This is a genomic window from Hymenobacter endophyticus, from assembly GCF_032464715.1.
Classification (GTDB): domain Bacteria; phylum Bacteroidota; class Bacteroidia; order Cytophagales; family Hymenobacteraceae; genus Hymenobacter; species Hymenobacter endophyticus.
In genome coordinates, this window is the sequence record NZ_JAWDJT010000001.1 from 1 (window position 1) to 14,993 (window position 14,993).

General features: G+C 59.4%; 14 protein-coding genes and 1 pseudogene. 10 read left to right on the forward strand and 5 right to left on the reverse strand.

Annotation, left to right across the window (positions count from 1 at the left end; genetic code table 11):
* From ROI90_RS00005 to ROI90_RS00035, 7 genes and pseudogenes are all read left to right on the forward strand, one after another.
* Nucleotides 1-103: pseudogene (locus tag ROI90_RS00005) on the forward strand (IS5/IS1182 family transposase); the annotation flags it as partial.
* A 302-nt stretch (nt 104-405) separates the two neighbouring features.
* Entirely contained in the window at nt 406-1,266 is an 861-nt protein-coding gene (locus ROI90_RS00010; protein WP_315996284.1) for an SDR family oxidoreductase, read from the forward strand.
* Nucleotides 1,267-1,411: 145 nt separating this feature from the next.
* A complete protein-coding gene (locus ROI90_RS00015; RefSeq protein WP_315996285.1) occupies nt 1,412-1,786 on the forward strand; it encodes a VOC family protein in 375 nt (124 codons plus the stop codon).
* A 54-nt stretch (nt 1,787-1,840) separates the two neighbouring features.
* Nucleotides 1,841-2,320 (forward strand): cupin domain-containing protein, encoded by a 480-nt coding sequence (locus ROI90_RS00020; RefSeq protein WP_315996286.1) that lies wholly within the window; start codon nt 1,841-1,843, stop codon nt 2,318-2,320.
* A gap of 229 nt (nt 2,321-2,549) precedes the next feature.
* A complete protein-coding gene (locus ROI90_RS00025) occupies nt 2,550-4,217 on the forward strand; it encodes a sensor histidine kinase (RefSeq protein ID WP_315996287.1) in 1,668 nt (555 codons plus the stop codon).
* Between the two features lie 57 nt (nt 4,218-4,274).
* Nucleotides 4,275-4,868, forward strand: a complete 594-nt coding sequence (locus ROI90_RS00030; RefSeq protein ID WP_315996288.1) for a DUF433 domain-containing protein — start codon at nt 4,275-4,277, stop codon at nt 4,866-4,868.
* 72 nt (nt 4,869-4,940) lie between these two features.
* Nucleotides 4,941-6,923 (forward strand): AAA domain-containing protein, encoded by a 1,983-nt coding sequence (locus ROI90_RS00035; RefSeq protein ID WP_315996289.1) that lies wholly within the window; start codon nt 4,941-4,943, stop codon nt 6,921-6,923.
* Between the two features lie 128 nt (nt 6,924-7,051).
* Here the strand turns inward: ROI90_RS00035 and ROI90_RS00040 are convergent, their stop codons facing one another.
* Nucleotides 7,052-7,690, reverse strand: coding sequence for a hypothetical protein (locus tag ROI90_RS00040; protein WP_315996290.1), 639 nt, complete (start codon nt 7,688-7,690; stop codon nt 7,052-7,054).
* A 165-nt stretch (nt 7,691-7,855) separates the two neighbouring features.
* A complete protein-coding gene (locus ROI90_RS00045) occupies nt 7,856-9,316 on the reverse strand; it encodes an ArnT family glycosyltransferase (RefSeq protein ID WP_315996291.1) in 1,461 nt (486 codons plus the stop codon).
* Between the two features lie 370 nt (nt 9,317-9,686).
* Here ROI90_RS00045 and ROI90_RS00050 point away from each other — a divergent pair, with 370 nt between their 5' ends.
* Nucleotides 9,687-10,202 (forward strand): FKBP-type peptidyl-prolyl cis-trans isomerase, encoded by a 516-nt coding sequence (locus ROI90_RS00050; RefSeq protein WP_315996292.1) that lies wholly within the window; start codon nt 9,687-9,689, stop codon nt 10,200-10,202.
* Between the two features lie 166 nt (nt 10,203-10,368).
* Here the strand turns inward: ROI90_RS00050 and ROI90_RS00055 are convergent, their stop codons facing one another.
* From ROI90_RS00055 to ROI90_RS00065, 3 genes are all read right to left on the reverse strand, one after another.
* Entirely contained in the window at nt 10,369-11,430 is a 1,062-nt protein-coding gene (locus ROI90_RS00055; RefSeq protein WP_315996293.1) for an aldo/keto reductase, read from the reverse strand.
* Between the two features lie 125 nt (nt 11,431-11,555).
* Nucleotides 11,556-12,467, reverse strand: a complete 912-nt coding sequence (locus ROI90_RS00060) for a helix-turn-helix domain-containing protein (protein WP_315996294.1) — start codon at nt 12,465-12,467, stop codon at nt 11,556-11,558.
* A gap of 194 nt (nt 12,468-12,661) precedes the next feature.
* Nucleotides 12,662-13,657, reverse strand: a complete 996-nt coding sequence (locus ROI90_RS00065; protein WP_315996295.1) for an aldo/keto reductase — start codon at nt 13,655-13,657, stop codon at nt 12,662-12,664.
* A 187-nt stretch (nt 13,658-13,844) separates the two neighbouring features.
* On the opposite strand from ROI90_RS00065, the gene ROI90_RS00070 reads away from it, so the two are divergent.
* Both ROI90_RS00070 and ROI90_RS00075 read left to right on the forward strand, forming a co-directional pair.
* Nucleotides 13,845-14,279 (forward strand): lipocalin-like domain-containing protein, encoded by a 435-nt coding sequence (locus ROI90_RS00070; RefSeq protein ID WP_315996296.1) that lies wholly within the window; start codon nt 13,845-13,847, stop codon nt 14,277-14,279.
* Between the two features lie 66 nt (nt 14,280-14,345).
* On the forward strand, nt 14,346-14,909 hold the full coding sequence (locus ROI90_RS00075) for a hypothetical protein (protein WP_315996297.1): 564 nt from the start codon (nt 14,346-14,348) through the stop codon (nt 14,907-14,909).
* The last annotated feature ends 84 nt before the right edge of the window (nt 14,910-14,993 follow it).

Below are 14,993 nucleotides of genomic sequence, written 5' to 3' on the forward strand. Positions count from 1 at the left end.
CAAGCAGTTTCGCCGCGTGGCCACGCGCTATGACAAGTTGGATGCCCATTTTCTGGCCTTTGTTCATCTTGCCGCAACCGTACTCTGGCTGCGTGACTGTTAACACTTCCTAGTTCCCCTCCTCAGATGAGGAGGGGTTAGGGGTGGTTGACAATCGTTGAATAGTAACTAACTCTCGTTTCTAGTCTTTCAACCACCCCTAACCCCTCCTCATTTGAGGAAGGGAACTAGTATTTAGCCCCCTTTCCGCCTTTTTGCCCAACCTTCCCGCCTTTTGGCTCTGGATACGGAGAAGACAGCTGGCCACCTTTGTACTATCAGCTGTCCACTGCAACCGGCAGTAGCTGATGCTGACAAGTTCATGGCGGCGCAACCCGCTTTTCTTCTCCCCCTTTTCCTTCTGGTATGATTCTGATAACCGGCGCTACCGGCCACATTGGCGCGGCCGTACTCGACCAACTACTGAAAATAACCGACCCCGGCGAGGTGGCCGGTTTGGTGCGCGACGAAGCCAAAGCCGCCCACCTGAAAGCGCAGGGCGTGCAGCTCCGGGTGGGCGACTACCGTGACCCGGCCTCCCTGGAACGGGCCATGCAGGGCGTGCGCAAGGTGCTGCTGGTTTCCGGCGGGGCCGATGAAGATGGCCTGCAGCAGCACTATAACGTGGTGGACGCCGCCAAAAAGGCCGGTGTAGCGTGCCTGGCCTACACCGGCCGGGCCCTGCAAAACCCCGCCACGCTAGCCAATGAGTTGATGGTGCGCCACTTCCAGACGGAGGAATACATCCGGGCCAGCGGCGTGCCCTACATCCTGTTCCGCAACATTCTGTACATGGATACGCTGCCGCAGTTTGTGGGCCCGCAGGTGTTTGAGCGGGGCATTCAGCTGCCGGCCGGGCAGGGACGCGTGGCGTTTGCGCTCCGCCAGGAAATGGGCGAGGCCATTGCCAACGTGCTGGCCGACAGCCGCTGCGACAACCGCATCTTCACCTTCACCGGAGCCGCTACCTATTCCTTCGCCGACGTGGCCACTGCCCTGAGCGAACTGTCGGCCCGGCCCGTGGTCTACACGCCCATCGAGCAGCCAGCCTTTGCCGCACGGCTACACGCCCAGAGCCTGCCTGAAGCAGTAATCCAGCGTATCAGCGGCTTCCTTACCGACATCAAAAACGGGCAGGAAGCAACCGTCAGCACTGATTTGGCAGATGCTTTGGGCCGCACACCTGCTTCGCTGCAGGAAGGACTACCGACCATTTTCAAGCTGTAAAGAGTCAGCACCCAGGTAAGAAAGCCCGGCCAGCCTGTCGGGCTTTTTTGCGTTTGATGGGCAGCTCAAATGGCCGAGAAGCACCATATTGCCTCCCGATAGTCCAGGCGCTGTTCTGCGGCTGCCCTAACCTCTACCAGAAACTATGCCCTCACCTATCCGCTCCCTCCGGCCGTTTATTGGAGCCAAAGACTTTGCGGTTTCGCGCCGCTTCTACAGCGCCTTTGGCTTCACCGAGACGGTTTTGTCGCCGGCCATGTCGTTGTTTACGCTGGAAGGCGTGAGCTTTTACCTGCAGGACTACTACGCGGCAGAATGGGTAGATAATACCATGCTGTTTCTGGAAGTGGCAGATGTGGAGCTGTTCTGGCAGCACCTGACGGCCCTGGACTTGCCCGCCCATTTCCCCGGGGTACGAGTACTGCCCATCCGGCACGAGGGCTGGGGCAAGGAAGGCTTCGTGCATGACCCCGCCGGCGTGCTCTGGCACATCGGCGAGTTCAACAAAAGCGAAGAATAACTCCACGCCAGCAGCGCAAGCAATTTCCCTCCTTCCAGCCTGCTCCACCCATCCATGACTGCCCAAGACATCATCCGTGACCTGCAGCTACTGCCCCACCCCGAGGGCGGCTACTACCGGGAAACCTACCGCTCCGCCCACACCCTAACCACCGCCGAGGGCCAGTCCCGCAGCGTCAGCACGGCCATCTACTACCTGCTCGAAAACGAGGACAAGTCCCACTTCCACCGCATCCAATCTGATGAGCTGTGGTTTTTCCACCAGGGGCAGGCGCTGGAAATCATCCTGCTCACGCCCGACCAGCCCACCCGCCTCACCCTCGGCCCCGACTTCGCCGCTGGCGAGTTACCCCAGGCTGTTATTCCGGCGGGCGTGTGGTTTGCGGCCCAGGTCAAGCACCGCCCCGGCTACGGCCTCGTCAGCTGCACTGTGGCCCCCGGCTTCGATTTCGCCGATTTTGAGCTGGCCGAACGGGCCGCGCTGCTACGGGAGTTTCCGCAGGCAGCGGAGGTAGTGGAGCGGTTTACGCGGTAACTTTAGGAAATTGTTCCCCCTCGCTAACCGGTGCAACGATAAGTCGCTGATACAAGCATCTATCTTTACCCGAGGGCCGAACAAACCACGTAAGCAAGGCCTCGGTAGCGGAGGCAGGCCATGACAGCCGTTTTACTTCTACTTTTAACGTTTTCTATCCTTTGCTTCCCCCGCTTCGGGCGTGCTATTCACCATAGCGGCCGACTCCTTCCACCCGCTGCCCTTCCTCATGCTTCCGCTCGCCGCCGCCGCTATTGCTCCCCCCGATACCATCCTGCGGGACCTACTTGCCGTGTCGCTGACTGGCATCATTTTCTACACTCCTCTGTACGACCCGGCTGGCTCAGGCGACATCGTTGATTTTACCTTCGAGTATCTTAATCCGGTGGCCCAGCGCATGATGTCGATGCCGGAGGTGCCCACCGTAACGCATAACCAGCAGTGGCCCCATAGCATTGCCCACGGCACTTTCCAGTTTCACGTGGATGCCTTTGTCTCGGGTGAGCCCCGCGAATACAACATCAATTATCAGGCCGACGGTTACGATAACTACTACCGGTTGGCGGCCCGCCGCTCGGGCGCGGGCTTGCTGGTCAGCTTCACCGATACGGCCGACCAGCCTCGCTCACCCGTTGAAATTGCCCTTCGTCAGGCCCAGACGGCCGAAAAAACGGCCCGCGCCGATGCCGAAGCCCAGCGGCAACGCCTGCATGAGGTACTGATGCAGCTGCCGGCCCACGTAGCCGTACACGAAGGCCCCGCCCAACGCTTTACCCTGGTAAACCCGGCCTATCAGGCCCTGGCTCCCGGCCGCACCTTACTGGGCCTGCCTATCCGCGAGGCCTGGCCCGAGCTCATTACCCAAGGTATTCTGGATGTGCTTGATCAGGTCTACCAAACCGGGGAGCCTTATATCGGAACTGAAGTCCCGGTGCGAGTAGATTTCACCCGCACCGGCCACCTGGAACAAGTCTACTACAACTTTGTATTTGTGGCCCTGCGCGACGCGGAAGGCCAGATAAACGGAATGCTCAACTTTTCCTATGATGTAAGTGAGCAGGTGCTGGCCCGTCAGCAGGTTGAGCGCCTCAACCAGGAGCTGGAAGCCCGCGTGCAGGAACGCACCGAGCAGCTCCAGGCCAGCAATGCGGAACTGAATACCAGCAATACCCAGCTCACCCGCACCAACATTGACCTGGACAACTTCATCTATACGGCCTCGCACGACCTAAAATCGCCCATCAGTAACCTGGAAGGATTGCTCCAACTACTGCAAAATGAGTTGCCCGTTCCCGTGGTTCAGAGCGAGTACGTTGGGTCAACCCTTACCCGCATGACTGATGCCGTGGAGCGCTTTAAACGCACTATTGAGCACCTCACGGAAGTATCCAAGCTCCAGAAAGAGCACGCTCCGGCCGCCGCCGCCGTGAATCTGGGTACCCTTATCCAGGAAGTATGCCTGGATATGGCCCCACTCATACGCGAATCCGACGCGGATATTGTTGTTGCAATAGCCGATGTTCCGTTCGTCGTGTTTGCCGAGAAAAACATGCGTTCCGTGCTGTTCAACCTGCTCAGCAATGCCCTCAAGTATCGTCATCCGGCCCGGCGGCCCCGTGCAGAAATAAAAGCGTACACGCGCGCTGAGCAGATTGTTCTGGAAGTGCAGGACAACGGCCTGGGGCTGGAGAAGGACCAACTGCCCAAGCTTTTCGGTATGTTTCAGCGCCTGCACGACCATGTTGAGGGTACTGGCATTGGCCTGTACATGGTAAAGCGCATGGTCGAGAATGGGGGTGGCCGCATCGAAGTGCGCAGCCAGCCTGGCATGGGCACCACTTTCTCCGTTTACCTACCCCATCCAGCCGGTATTTTATTGCCAGTTGTGCATCCCTAACTTTCTGGGAGAGTTTCCGCAGGCGGCGGAAGTGGTGGAGCAGTTTACGCAGGTCTAATGAAATACTACAAACGACATTGGCAGGAAACTACTGGAGATGCACTCACTGGTAGTTGGGGATTCTCCTGGTTCTACTTCGAAACCGATGACCAATCATGGGTCACTAGGCAACTCCAACTCTTTGAAAATGGCCAAGTATTGAAATATGATACGGAATACGTGGAGGATAAATTGGGAGGACTCTCCGAAGCACCTCTTGACGATAGTTTTGCTCCCTATGAAATCACAAGAGAAGAATTTGAACGGGCATGGAGTTCTTCGGATTACAAGCAATTTCCTGAAATAGTTATTACCGAAAACGTACTGTGGGGCCAGCCAAGATTAGAAGGCAGGAGATTAGCAGTTGGCGACATTGTGAGTCAAGTAGATATAAATTCGACCATCTACGAAGCTTTACAGGACTATGAAATCACGCTGCAACAGGCCAGACAAGCCTTATATTACTGTCGAACCCTGCAATGCATTAAGGACAAGCCTATAAAATTCTGCCATAACTGCACACTACGGGTTCAGCAAGAAGGTGAGGCTGACGGCGAAGAACAGGACAACTGGAAAAGAGCAGACAGACTATTCAAGGAGTATTTTTCATAGTTTCCTCCCGACCTTTGGCCACCTTTTCCCTGTTTTCGTTGTTACCAACGATTCGCACAAGAACCCCCAACGTTGGCTGAACAACCTACCTATACCGACCCGTACGCACTGGAAAAAGAGCTGCGCAAGGTGCAGGCCCTCATGAAGCTTGAGCAGCAGGAGGACCTCGAACAATTCAAAATCAAGAGCGCCCAGGCCACCATTGCCGAGCGCCAAAAGCGGGGCCTCACCTGGTACCCGGTCAAGATTACCTCGGAGGATATTGGCTTCGGCGGCAAGCTGGTGCTGGAGTTGGAACGGCCCGTGGGCGCGGGCGGGCTGCACCTGTTTCAGGTGGGCAAAAACGCCGCGCTGTTCGGCAATATTCCCGGCCGCTCGGGCTCCGACCGTCCTACCCTTTCGGGCGTGATTACCAGCGTAAAGCGCAATAAAATCCTGCTGGCCACCACCAAGGAGGATCTGCCCGACTGGGTGGAGGAAGGCAAGCTGGGCGTGGACCTGACCTTCGACGAGGTGAGCTACCGCGAAATGGAGTACGCCCTGGGCAAGGTGATGGGCGCTTTCGGCACCCGTCTGGCCGAGTTGCGCGACGTGCTGCTGGGGGCCAAACCGGCCCGCTACAAGCCCGAGTCGGAAGCCACGCTCTACTACCCCTCGCCCCTGAACGAAAGCCAGTTGGCGGCCGTGCGCCACGTGCTGGCGGCCCAGGATGTGGCCATCATCCACGGCCCGCCCGGCACCGGCAAAACCACCACGCTGGTGCAGGCTATTCTGGAAACCATTCGGCGGGAGCGGCGGGTGCTGGTGTGCGCCCCCAGCAACACGGCCGTGGATCTGCTCACCGAAAAGCTGGCCGAGCGGGGCGTAAACGTCATTCGGATGGGCAACCCTTCCCGGGTTTCCGACCTGCTGTTGCAGCACACGCTGGACGCGCAGATTATGGCCCACAAAAGCTACGCCGAGCTGCGCAGCATGCGCCAGACGGCCGAGCAGTACCGGGAGCAGGCCGGCAAATTCAAGAAGCACTTCGGCTGGGAAGAGCGGGAACAGCGCCGCCAGCTCAAGCAGCAGGCCCACGACTTGCTCCAGGAGTCGGACCAGCTGGAGCGCTATATTACGGAGGACCTGCTGGAGCAGGTGCAGGTGATTACCTGCACGCTGGTGGGCGCCAGCAACCGCGCCATCCGTCACCTCACCTACGAAACCGTGTTCATTGATGAGGCAGCCCAGGCCCTGGAGCCGGGCTGCTGGATTCCCATCAGCAAGGCCAACCGCGTGGTGCTGGCCGGCGACCATCAGCAGCTGCCGCCCACCGTGAAAAGCGAGAAGGCCGCTGCCCAGGGTCTGCGCGAAACGCTGTTTGAGAAGTGCATTAAGCGTCAGCCCGACACGGCCCGCATGCTGGAGGTGCAGTACCGCATGCACGAGCAGATTATGGAGTTCAGCTCGGAGCAGTTCTACGAGGGCCGCCTGCAAGCCGCGCCCACCGTGGCCCACGCCGACCTGCCCGCCTACGACCTGCGCTTCGCCCCGGATATGGCCGTAGAGTTTCTGGATACGGCCGGCTTCGGCTTCCAGGAAATCACCATTGAGGAAAGCCGCTCCACCGCCAACCCCGAGGAGGCCGACCTGCTGCTGAAACGCCTGGCCCAGCTGCTGGAGCCCTACGACCAGGCCGACCACACCGACGACCTGCTTACCATCGGCGTTATTGCCCCCTACCGCGCCCAAATCAACTACCTCAAGGATGCGGTGGAGGACAACGACGAACTGGTGGGCCTGCTGGAGCACCGTATGCTCAGCATCGGCACCGTCGATTCGTTTCAGGGCCAGGAGCGGGATATTATTGCTATCAGCCTTACCCGCAGTAACCCCCAGGGCGAAATCGGCTTCCTCTCGGATGTGCGCCGCATGAACGTAGGCATGACCCGGGCCCGCCGCAAGCTCCTGCTCGTGGGCGACTCCAGCACCCTGGGCGGGCACCCGTTCTACAAAGCCTTCCTGGATTACGTGGAAAGCATCGGGGCCTACCGCACGGCCTGGGAGCTGCAGTAAGCCTTCTTTAGCTCTGGAAAGCGCACGAAAATTTAAGTCCGGTGCCCGCCCCTTCAAAAGGAGGCACAGGCACCGGACTTTTTACGGTGTAGCTAGCTGCTTCTGAGGGTTGTCTGACACCGCTAAAGCTACCGGAACATGGCGTAGCGCAGCGCTTTTAGCACGTTCTGGGCGTGCTCGGCCAACCGTTGGGCTTCGGTCTGAGTTGGTGGCTTAACGGGAGTGGGCGCAACAGCAGGCGCAGCCGGGGTGGGTTTGGAACCGGGTAGCCAGGCCGCGTAGAGCGTTTCCACGGGCGTACTCGCCGGCAGCTGGGCCAACGCAGGATCAGACTTTGACAGGGTACCCACCATAGCCAGCTGGCGGGTCATTTCCTGTTTCATGGTGGTGGTACGCTGGTAAAAGTCCGTGAGGGTAAGGTACGCCACCCCCGGCTCGAAACGCGCCCGGAGCGTGAAGTGCACCAGGTTAAACGGCGGCTGCTGCTCCAGGGCTTCGGGCGGTGTAATGCCGGCCACAAACACCGCCTGCTCGCCAGGCTTGAACATGGTAATAGTACCCAGCGTCACGGTTTCGCCGGGCGCGGCGGGCTCCCGGGGCTGTATGGATGCAACCGGGCCAGAAGCGGTGTAGGTGTAGTCAGTAAAGGCAAAGTTGCGAAAGAAGGTGTTGTACAGCGCGTTTCGCAGCTGCTCAACGGAGGCACCCGGCACTTGCACCGTGTCGTGGTATGCCACGCGCTGGGTGGCCGGCGAAACGGGCAGCATAAAGGGCTTGCCTGGGGATGCACTGGCTTTGGGCCTGGCACGCTGTGCCAGTACCCCAGCGGGCCACATGCTTAACCCGAGCAGCACCGTTCCTATCACCTGCATTTTCCTGATCCGGCACATATAGCGTATACTATTCATACATAGCTGGCGGCGGCTTTCGGCCTACTTACGCTGCTGTAGCTCCACGGTAATACAGGCGTTGTCCTGCACCAGCACCGACGTGACGAACCGCTCGGCTATGGCCGCTTTGTCCCGGTCGCCGCAGAGCATTACCACATCCCCCGCTTGTAGCTCATTCAGCTGGTTGCCCAGCTTGGTGGTTACCGTGTGCTTGTACTCCCGGTGTGCGGCCAGCGCGTAATAAAACATGGAGGGGTTGTACGTCTCGCCCGAAAACATGGTGTAGGTAGTAGCCATGGGCAGCTGCGTGGCGGTGGCCTGGGTCTGGAAACCGAAGGACAGCGTCGGGTCGCCGTGCCGCCAGCCATAGATGCCCATGTTCTTGCGCAGGGTGTGCAGGAAGGGCTGGGTTACAGTAGCCAGCAGAAGCACCAGGCCCAGCAAAGCGGCAGGCCAGACCCCGCGCTGCCCATCCGGCGAGTGTGGGCTCTGCTGAGTTAGCCGGCCCAAGCTGGTACCCACCAGCAAAGACGCCAGCGGATAAACGGGCATATCGTACCAGGCCAGCTTGGTGCTGGCGGTGCTGATGATCAGCAAGTGCACCACCACCACCAAGCCCACCAGCACTGCAAAGCGGCTCTGCACGCGCCCGGCCGGATAGCGCCACAGTAGCACCAAGCTGAAGGGAAACACCAATAGCCAGGGCATGAATTTCTCCTCGTACATGGCCTCCAGAAACCAGTTCCAGGGGTGCTGATGCTCATTTAGTACCCCCAGCATTCTGCCGCCCAGCTCGTTGTCGTACACGGCCTGCAGATAGCCCGGATTGTACTGCTCCCGGGCCAGATAATAGCCTCCTACTACCAGCACCGTGGCCAGCGCGCCCACATATACCTCCGGGCGGCGCAGCAGCCACAGCAGCTTTTTCTGGCTGAGGGCGTAGAGCACAAAAGCCGGCCCCCAAAATAGCCCCGCTACCCCTTTAGTCAGCGCTGCCACAATCAGGGCCCCGGTTACCCACACGAAATACACCCGTTTCTGCTCCTCCAGATACCGAAAAAAGGCTAGCGCGGCCACCGTCAGGCACAAAGTCAGCAGCGTATCATAGTCGCCAGTACGGGCCCGATGGTGCTCGTTGTAGCCAATAGCGGTAATGAGGATCAGTACTGCGGCGGCGGCTCCCAATAACGTGTGCAGATGACGATACCCGAACCGGTACACAACCCCAGCCGTGGCCACGGAGGCCAGCATGGTAGGCAGCCGGAAGGCCGTTTCTGAGTAGCCAAACAGGCGCAGGGAAAGCACTTCCAGCCAGATGATGAACGGCGGCTTGGTATTCCACATATCCGGCGCCCCCCCGAAGTAGGTTACCAGCCAGTTGCCGTTGTGCTCCATTTCGGCGGCATTCACGGCCAGGCGGCCCTCATCCCATACCAGAATTGGGTACGAGCCGATCTGGTGCACCAGAAACAGATACACCAGCGGCAGCAGGGCAACCCCCACGGCGTAAGGCAACCATCGTAGCCTGGGGGGGTGGCGCTCCGCAGCATCGGGCCTGACGCTGCTGCTGGTAGGGGGTTGCTGTACTGCTGTGCTCATATTACCTCACGCTCAAATACTGGCCGGCCCGGGGAAAACTCCGCTTCTGGGCCACTATTGCGCTCAAATATCCGGTAACTGCGTGTGTCGTCCAAGCCTTGCCCAGCAGGTGGCGCCGACTTTAACGGCGGCCACACAATTCCGGCATCCGTAAACACTCTCCTACTTGAAAGAGTATGCTACCACGGAGCGGCCGGAATTACGGGCCATTTCCGTAACTAGCCGTCCAATTCATTTCCCAACCCAGCCCGGACCAGCTGCGTCCATCCCGTGTATGAGCCAAATCAGCGAAAACAAAGTCGTTACCATCACCTACGATCTGAGCGTAACGGACGAAAACCAAGAGAAAGTCCTTGTGGAATCGGCGGAGGAAGATGCGCCGATGGTGTTTCTGTATGGCATGAGCGGCCTGCCCGACGAGTTTGAGCGCCAGCTCAGCGGCAAGCAAGCCGGCGACTCGTTCACCTTCTCCCTCACCCCCGAGCAAGCCTACGGCGACTACGACGCGCAAGCGGTAGTAGAAATTCCGAAAAACGTGTTTGAAATCGACGGCCAGATTGACGAGGAAATGCTGCAAGTCGGCAACTTCCTGCCCATGGCCGATAACCAGGGCCACCACATGCAGGGCAAAGTGGTTGAAATTGGCGACTCGGCCGTAAAAATGGACTTCAACCACCCCTTGGCCGGCATGGTGATGCACTTTGACGGTAAAGTAGCCGACGTGCGCGACGCCACCCGCGAGGAGCTCGACCACGGCCACGTGCACGGGGAAGGCGGCCACCACCACTAAGCCAACACAGCGCTTCAACAAAAACCCGCAGCCTGCACAGGCTGCGGGTTTTTGTTTTCAGAAGGCAGTTGAAAGCCCAGAAAGACCGTCATTCCGAGCGGAGCCGAGGAATGACAGCCGGTAGTACACCGTCAATGCAATAAGCCGTTCTGATTACGACCCGGCCTTACTGCCAGCCCTGCACCGACGTTCCGCCAAAAATACCTTTGCGGATGGCTGGGGTGAAGATACCGTAGGGAAAAATCGGCGTGGGGGCGCTGGCTGCGTTGAGCTGCTGCAGGTGCGCGGGCGTCAGGTGCAGGTTGAGGGTGGCGAGGTTGTCCTGCAGCTGGGTGAGTTTACTGGCCCCCAGGATAACGGAGCCGATGCCGGGTTGGGCCAGCACCCAGGCCAGTGCCACTTGGGCGGCGGGTCGGTGTAGCTCCCGGGCTACTTCCTGCACTACCGCCAGCACCCGCCAGTTGTGCTCCGTGAATTTGCTATCCTGAAACGGGTTGGGGCCGCTTAGTCGGCCTTCGCCGCTGGCTTTGGCCTCGGAGCCACTTGCGCGCTGATATTTACCAGCCAGAAAGCCCGCCGCCAGCGGGCTCCAGGGCGTGATGCCCAGCCCGCACTCCCGGGCGGCGGGCACGTGCTCGTGCTCGATGCTGCGCTCTACCAAGGAGTATTCCAGCTGCAAAGCAATGGGGCCCGGAATGCTGTGGGCAGTGGCCAGCGTAGCGGCTTTAGCGGCGTACCAGGCCGGAATATCGGAGAAGGCGAAGTAGCGGATCTTGCCTGCCCGCACCAGGTCGCCGAGGGTCTGAAGCACCTCTTCCACGGGCGTCACCATATCCCAGACGTGCAGCCAGTACAGGTCCACGTAGTCGGTTTGGAGGCGGCGCAAAGAGGCTTCGAGGGCCTGATGGATGTTTTTGCGGCCGTTGCCGCCCCCGTGGGGGTTGCCCGGCTGCCCGCTATGAAACCCCGATTTGGTAGCTAGCACCAGCTGGTCGCGCAGCTTGGCCTCGGCCACGTAGCGGCCCACCAGCTCCTCGCTCCGGCCCTTGGCGTACACATTGGCCGTATCGATAAAATTGCCGCCGGCTTCTATGTAGCCCCGAAAAATGGCTTCCGATTCTTCATCCGATGAGCCCCAGCGCGGGGTACCGAACGTCATAGTGCCCAAGGCCAGCGGGCTTACCACCAATCCAGAGCGGCCCAAGGTGCGAAAATCAGTCAATTGCATAGCAAGGAAGTTGAAAGTGAAGCCAGTGGCGCAGCAGTAGCGCGAACTTTGCAGTTCGCGTCCCCGCGCCGTTCGGACGGTTCTATCGGCGCGGGGGCGCGAACTGCAAAGTTCGCGCTACTACCTTACTGCACCGACAGGCGAAAAGCGGCCGGGGTAAAGCCGGTTTTGCTCTTGAACAGGCGGGTGAAATACTGCGGATACTCAAAGCCCAGCTGGTAGGCCGTTTCGTTGATCGAGAGCGAAGTGCCGAGCAGCAGCAGCTTGGCTTTCTCAATGAGGGCCTGGTGGATGTGCTGCTGAGTGTTCTGGCCGGTGAGGGTGCGTAGCATGTCGCTGAGGTAGGCAGGCGACACGTGCAGGGCATCGGCGAAGTGCTGCACAGTGGGCAGCGGCTGCTCCTTTTCCTGGCGGAAGTACCCCTGCAACAACTCTTCAAAGCGGGTAAGCAGGTCGTGCTCGGCGGTACGGCGCGTCAGGAACTGGCGGTGGTAGAAACGGTTGGCGTAGCTCAGCAGCACGTCGAGCTGGGCCACCAGCACATCCTGGCTGAAGGTATCAATAGGCTGCTCGTGCTCCGCCCGGATGGTGTGCACCAGTCCTTCCAGCAGCTGCTCCTCACGGGCCGAGAGGTGCAGGGCCTCATGTACCTGGTAGGAAAAAAAGCCGTAGCCGCCAATTTTCCGGCCCAGTGGGTATTTGTGCAGCAAATCGGGGTGGAACACCAGCATCCAGCCGCTCAACTCCGATACGTCGATGGACTCGTTGTTTTCGCAGAGCTGCCCCGGTGCGTAAAACGCCAGCACGCCCTCATTGAAGTCGTAGGCCCGGTGGCCGTACTGAATCCGGCCCTGCAGGTTTTTCTTCAGCGCAATAATATACAGCTGCCGCAAGGCTGGCCCCACCACCGGTGGGTGGCGGTGCTGCGCCAGGTCGATAACCGTGAGCAACGGGTGCACCGGGGCCGGAAACCCAAAGTGTTCGGTAAAGTCGCTCACCGAGGCAAGCAGGCGGAAAGGTGGGGCGGCTGGTTTCATTACATCAGAACAAGGAAAGGACAAGATAGGCCGGCTGGTGCGGTAAAGCGCCGGTCCGGCGGCTGCAAGCCGTCGGGCCGGTTGCCGTATGCTGCCACCCGAACGAGGACGTAACAACGTCAGCACGCGTCGACCGGCCCGACGGCTTCCAGCCGCCGGACCGGGGCCTCACGGCGCGGTTAGGTATTCAGACCCTAAAAGCCTTCCGGGTACGCTGCGCCTACGGCGCTGCCCACGGGCACAACGGCGTCCAGCTCGGCCAGCTCCTGGGGGCTGAGGGTAAGGTGGGCGGCGGCCACGTTTTGCTCCAGGTACTTGCGGCGCTTGGTGCCCGGAATAGCCACCACGCCCTGCGCCAGCACCCAGGCCAGCGCCAGCTGCGCCGACGTGACACCTTTGGCGGCGGCCAGGGTTTCGAGCTTCTGCACCAGCTCCAGGTTTTTGTAGAAGTTCTCGCCCTGGAAGCGCGGGAAAATCCGGCGCGAGTCGTTGGCCTCGAAGTCATCGGGGCTTTTGATGTCGCCCGACAGAAAGCCCCGGCCCAGCGGCGAGTAGGCCACAAAGCCAATGCCCAGCTCCCGCGCCGCCCGCAAGGCCCCGGTTTCCTCCACACCCCTGTCAAACAGCGAATATTCGGTTTGTAGGGCCGTAATGGGGTGCACGGCGTGGGCCCGGCGCAACGCTTCGGCCGGCGTTTCCGATACGCCCAAGTAGCGCACTTTGCCTTCCTCCACAAAGCGGCTCATCTCCCCAATACTGTCCTCGATGGGCACCTGCGGGTCCTGGCGGTGTAGGTAGTAGAGGTCCACATACTCGGTGCGGAGGTTGCGCAGGGAGCGTTCCAGGCACTTGCGGGCGTAGGCCGGGTGGCCGTTGAGCTGGCCGGTGAAGGTGCCGCTGTCGTCCACTTCAAAGCCGAATTTGGTGGCCAGAATAACCTCCCGGCGGCGGCCGGCAATGGCCCGACCCACCAGTTGCTCGTTGAGCAAGGGACCATACAGGTCGGCAGTGTCCAGTAGGTTCACGCCCAGCTCCAGGGCGCGGTGCAGGGTGGCCAGCCTTTCCTGCTCGTCGGCCTCGCCGTACACGCTCATGCCGCCTACGCCGCTGGTCATGCCCATGCAGCCCAGGCCTTCTACCGGAACTTCCAGGCCCTGGCTGCCCAGGGATACTCGTTTGAGGTTGCTCATCGTAACGAAGGGTTAAAAGGATGACGTATTTTCCGTTACAAAGGTCCTCCCCGCCGCTCCACCGTAGCTACACAAACCCACGCATCTGCAATACAAACCGCAGCCCGGCGGGCTGGAAGCACGCTGCAAAAACGCCTATATTTCCTGGACTTTCGCCTTTCTTTGCTGCCGCATTCTTCCTCCTGCTATGGCCCTTTCTACTCCGCTTATTCGCCCGGCTACCTGCGCCATTTTCCTGTCTGTAAGTACGCTTATGGGTTGCAAGAAGGAAAAGACGGAACCCGCAACCCTACCCGGTCGCTGGCAGTTGGTGCTTGAGCACAGCATTAACACCGACGCCAGCACCGGCCAGGCCCTCGTCGAGCAGCACCAGCCCGGCACCGCTGGTGACTACCTGGAAATATCGGCCAGCACTTTCCAGGAGTACCGGGGCAATCAGCTCTACTTCACGGCCCCGTATACCTACACCAACTCTACTATCAGCATGCAAGGCACCACCCCCCGCACCGATTTGTCGCGGGAAGTGCGGGAGCTGACCAGCCAGAAGCTGGTGCTGCACTACCAGCTTCCGGCTGTTGTCAACAATCAGAAAGTCACGATTGAAGCCACGTATTCGCGGTAGAGGACATGCTTTATGGGTAGATTACTCATTTATGCCCACTTGCTAATGAAGCTGTTTCTACTACTTATGAGTTTGTTTCTGACAGGTTGCCGGGATGCTTCAGAACAGCCTGTATCAGCTCCTGATTTACCTCAACCAAGCTTGCGACCACGCAGGAAGCATCCACTGTATACGCCCGATACAGCCGCTATTCTTTCCAATAAGAATTTGATCCGCCTTCTATCAGCAGTACTGCGTGACAGTCTGGTGGAATATGAAAAGGCCAGTGCCATTCCGCCCGTTATTCTCGCCTTCCTGCACCAAAACGACAGCCTGTATAATCAGCCATTTGCTTTGGCAGATTATGGTCAGCGCTATAGTGCTGGCTGTCTTGTTGAAAAAGATTTACCCAGGCGGCAGTTACGGTATTTAGGGGTAGGCCAGCGTACTGTTGTGCTTACTTACAACGTAGGTGGTGTTGGAGTATACACCCGGGTACTGCTGTTTGAAATCAAACAAAACAGCGTTGTAGATTTTTGGACTGACTACTTAGGAAACCAGGCAGCCGATAAGCAAGGTATCATCGCACAATTGCTCCGAACTAAGGATGCAGAATGGCGACAGTACAGCAAGAGCCGGCTGGCGCTTTAAGCAGAAATCTGCTGCACTACAAACTCCCAGCTATTGTCAACAACCAACAGAGCACCATTGACGCCACGTATTCGCGGTAGGCTT